General features: G+C 38.1%; 3 protein-coding genes and 1 pseudogene. 1 reads left to right on the forward strand and 3 read right to left on the reverse strand.

Going from position 1 to position 3,064, the window contains the following annotated elements; genetic code table 11:
* The 3 genes from LD39_RS18845 to LD39_RS18855 all read right to left on the reverse strand — a co-directional run.
* A partial coding sequence (locus tag LD39_RS18845) for a hypothetical protein (RefSeq protein ID WP_035551726.1) occupies positions 1-361 on the reverse strand: 361 nt, incomplete at its 3' end.
* 73 nt (positions 362-434) lie between these two features.
* Positions 435-1,205 (reverse strand): CsxC family protein, encoded by a 771-nt coding sequence (locus tag LD39_RS18850; protein WP_035551728.1) that lies wholly within the window; start codon positions 1,203-1,205, stop codon positions 435-437.
* Positions 1,206-1,504: 299 nt separating this feature from the next.
* Positions 1,505-2,260 carry a CsxC family protein gene (locus LD39_RS18855; protein ID WP_035551729.1) on the reverse strand — a complete coding sequence of 252 codons (756 nt, stop codon included), beginning with the start codon at positions 2,258-2,260 and terminating at the stop codon, positions 1,505-1,507.
* 216 nt (positions 2,261-2,476) lie between these two features.
* Here LD39_RS18855 and LD39_RS18860 point away from each other — a divergent pair.
* A pseudogene (locus tag LD39_RS18860) lies at positions 2,477-3,064 on the forward strand (hypothetical protein); the annotation flags it as partial.

A 3,064-nucleotide genomic window follows, 5' to 3' on the forward strand; every position in this document is an offset into this window, starting at 1 on the left:
TTTTAGTATTTTTTTTGCTGTTGATCGAGGATTTACGCTTTCTCATTTCTTCTGATCTATCATATTTTGATTTTTCTTCAACATTCTGATGTGTTATTTCTTTTACTTCTTTATCAAATAGATCAGGCGGGGGAGAAATCACTGGACGAATGGCCTTTTCCCCTTCTATAGAGGGTGTATAAATCTTATTTTTCTGGGATTCATTCCGTCTGTGTTCTATATTTTCTTCAGCATGGTCGTAATCATAATGTTTAGGTGATTTAGCACGGACATTCTTTATGGAACGGCTGTGTGATGATTTTCTTTGCTTCCCCCGATTATTCCAGTGCGTTTGAATGAATGTATTCGGATCACGCTTCATACCTCTTGAAAGGTGCTGCTCTTCTAAGCATCCTTTCTATCCCCCCCTCACTCTTCTTTATCGTAGGACATCATTAGTAATCGCAATCATCATTCGTGGTCGAAGCCACACGTATCTGCTGGTCCTGTAAGACTTTCAAGCTGATATCGACAACCATTTTTTCTTCTACCTTTGTAAAGTACCCTTCATTAAACGGTGCACTTCCTGGAAGGGGAGTTCGATCCAATGCTTCATCCCATTCAATGATCTTACTAGAAATTAACTCACAATAGGGAAGCTCATTATAGAACTGTTTGCTCTCCTGGTGAAATTGAGAAAGATCACTCGATAACAACTGATCTTTTTCTGGAAATCCAGATGGCAGTGATTTGGAAACAGCAAAATCAAATTCTTCACGATTATTGATTTTCGGCATGACCGGCATGGATAAAAAGTCTTTTTGTTTGATTTCTGTTACACAATCAAATGGAATATCTACCGTAAAAGAGTGCAAGTCAGAGGCTACTGTTTGCGAAGTGCTTTGGTCGATTTCATTGCATGGACTTGCATATTGAATATTTTTGCGCACAAAGCCTTTTACGAATAATTTATTAGTTGGAAGGAGCAATCTACATTGAGTTAATGCGACCCTTTTTTTAATGTCCTTAATTTCTAAGACTGGCTCTGGGAAAGTAATCGTTTCGTCAATGTTTAATTGCAGTTCAAGTTCAGCTAATACCACCGGTACCTTTGTTGTAATTTTTCCAATACTTACGTGTGGCTTAACCGTTTTATTATCACAGTGATGTACCGTTGATGACTCTTTGCATTCATGCTTATGAAAATCGTTATGTGCCTCTGTCATTGATCTTCCTCCTTGATGAAATATACTCCATCGTATGTGGGATAAATGACTATGTCTGGGCGAAAGTCTGAGTTTTGCTTTTTTAACAAAAAGGTCTTTCTGGAAAACAATGTTTATATATTAATGAAGCTTCTTTTTAGCAGACTTATTTTCCAACGCTTGCAGTTCGGTAATTTTCCGGAAGTATGTAAATCTAAATAAGTTGTACAACATTCAATGAACCAATAAATGAATAGGATATAAATAAAAAAACATAATCAACCACTATTCAACATAGTGGCGATCATGTTTATTACCTCTTAAGCATTAACGTCAACTAGCTGCTCTTGAAGAACTCGGATAGTAAACGTGAGCATCATTTTTTCAACGACGTGATGGAAGTAGCCTTCATCTTCCGGACCGTCGCCAAAGGAACGTCGATCTGTCGATTCATCCCATTCAATGATTTCACTTGAAACAAGCTCACAATATGGAAGATCATTATAAGCTTGAGTGCTTCTTTGATGGAATTGAGAAATGTCACTTGATAGGAATTTATCTTTTTCCGGGAAGCCTTTACCTAAGTCTTGCGCTCTGAAGAAATCAAATTCAGTTCTTGTATTGGTGACAGGTAGAAAGACGTCTGCTGCAAGTGTAACTGATGTCATGCACTCGAAAGGAATTTTTACAGTTAACGATTTAATTTCAGATGAGATACATTCACCTCTATCATTATGACATGGGGACGCATATTGGATGTTTTTACGCACATACCCCTTAAGAAATAATGGGAAAGGTCCCACTGAAGATGGATCTGTTGCTGTAGCTGTACGAGTCATAAGACGGCATTGAGTTACCACAACTCGTTTCTTGATATCTTTAATTTCCAAAACTGGATGCGGGAAATTAATGTTAGCAACCAGGTGACTCGTAACATCATAGGTTCCTAAATTAACAGGTACTCTGATCTGACGGTTCCCAGTTACTGGAGTTTCAGAATCAAGATTACTTGTACATTGCTCAATTGACGCAGACTCATTAAGGTTTACACACTCATGGTGATTATCTTTTTTCATCAATTTTTTCCTCCTTTATATTAAACCTCACTGTATTCTATGCGAACCTGTCTACTAAGCATGGTTAAATGAATCAGTATAAATGTGGATTTTTGTTACAAGCTTTCAGATTGATAGCTTTTTATCTATGAGCGTTTGATTTTATAAAAAGATTTAGTATGTACATGCACCGCTCCTGGGCTGATTCGCATAGGCTTTAGCTAGGAGGTCGATCAAATGAAAAGAAACAACATTTTTGCCGTGGATGTTGGAAACAGTTGGTATAAAGTCATCGCTTCAGACGATGGTGAAATGGTCGAGTATCAAATGCCTAATGCTATCGCGTTATTCGATGAAGAGTTTTATGAAAAACCTTACGACGAAGAAGATGTCGATTTTGAGGAAAATCTCATCGTAGAAATTAAAAGCCCGGCGATCATTGACAGGCGTGAGCTTTATTACATCGGCAAGTCAGCCATGAGACAAAGGAATGTCAGTCTAACCTCTTTTAATAACCAAAAAATCGATGAGGAACGTACTTATATTCTCCTTCATTCCATAGCTGCTTATCATGCCCTCCTTTTTCAACCAACCGAAAGTGAAATCAATTACCACATTGATCAATTGGCCGTATCCCTTCCTACTACTCAATACAAAGAAAAGAAGGAAATCTTCAAAGAGCGCTTGAAAGGTGTTCATACAGTCATTTTCCACAAGGTTCCCGGCATGCAAGAACCCAAAGAGGTTTCAGTAAAAATCCATATTGAGGACGTGATTGTCGGTGCTGAAGGAGCCCTCGCGTATCTAGGTTTGACGCGAGATCCC

It is taken from the genome of Halobacillus sp. BBL2006, assembly GCF_000786645.1.
In the GTDB taxonomy this organism is placed as follows: Bacteria; Bacillota; Bacilli; order Bacillales; family Halobacillaceae; genus Halobacillus.

Bases quoted from the DNA above. Each gene is read 5' to 3' on its own strand.
- LD39_RS18850 (WP_035551728.1), bottom strand. From the start codon at position 1,205: ATGACAGAGGCACATAACGATTTTCATAAGCATGAATGCAAAGAGTCA.
- LD39_RS18855 (WP_035551729.1), bottom strand. From the start codon at position 2,260: ATGAAAAAAGATAATCACCATGAGTGTGTAAACCTTAATGAGTCTGCG.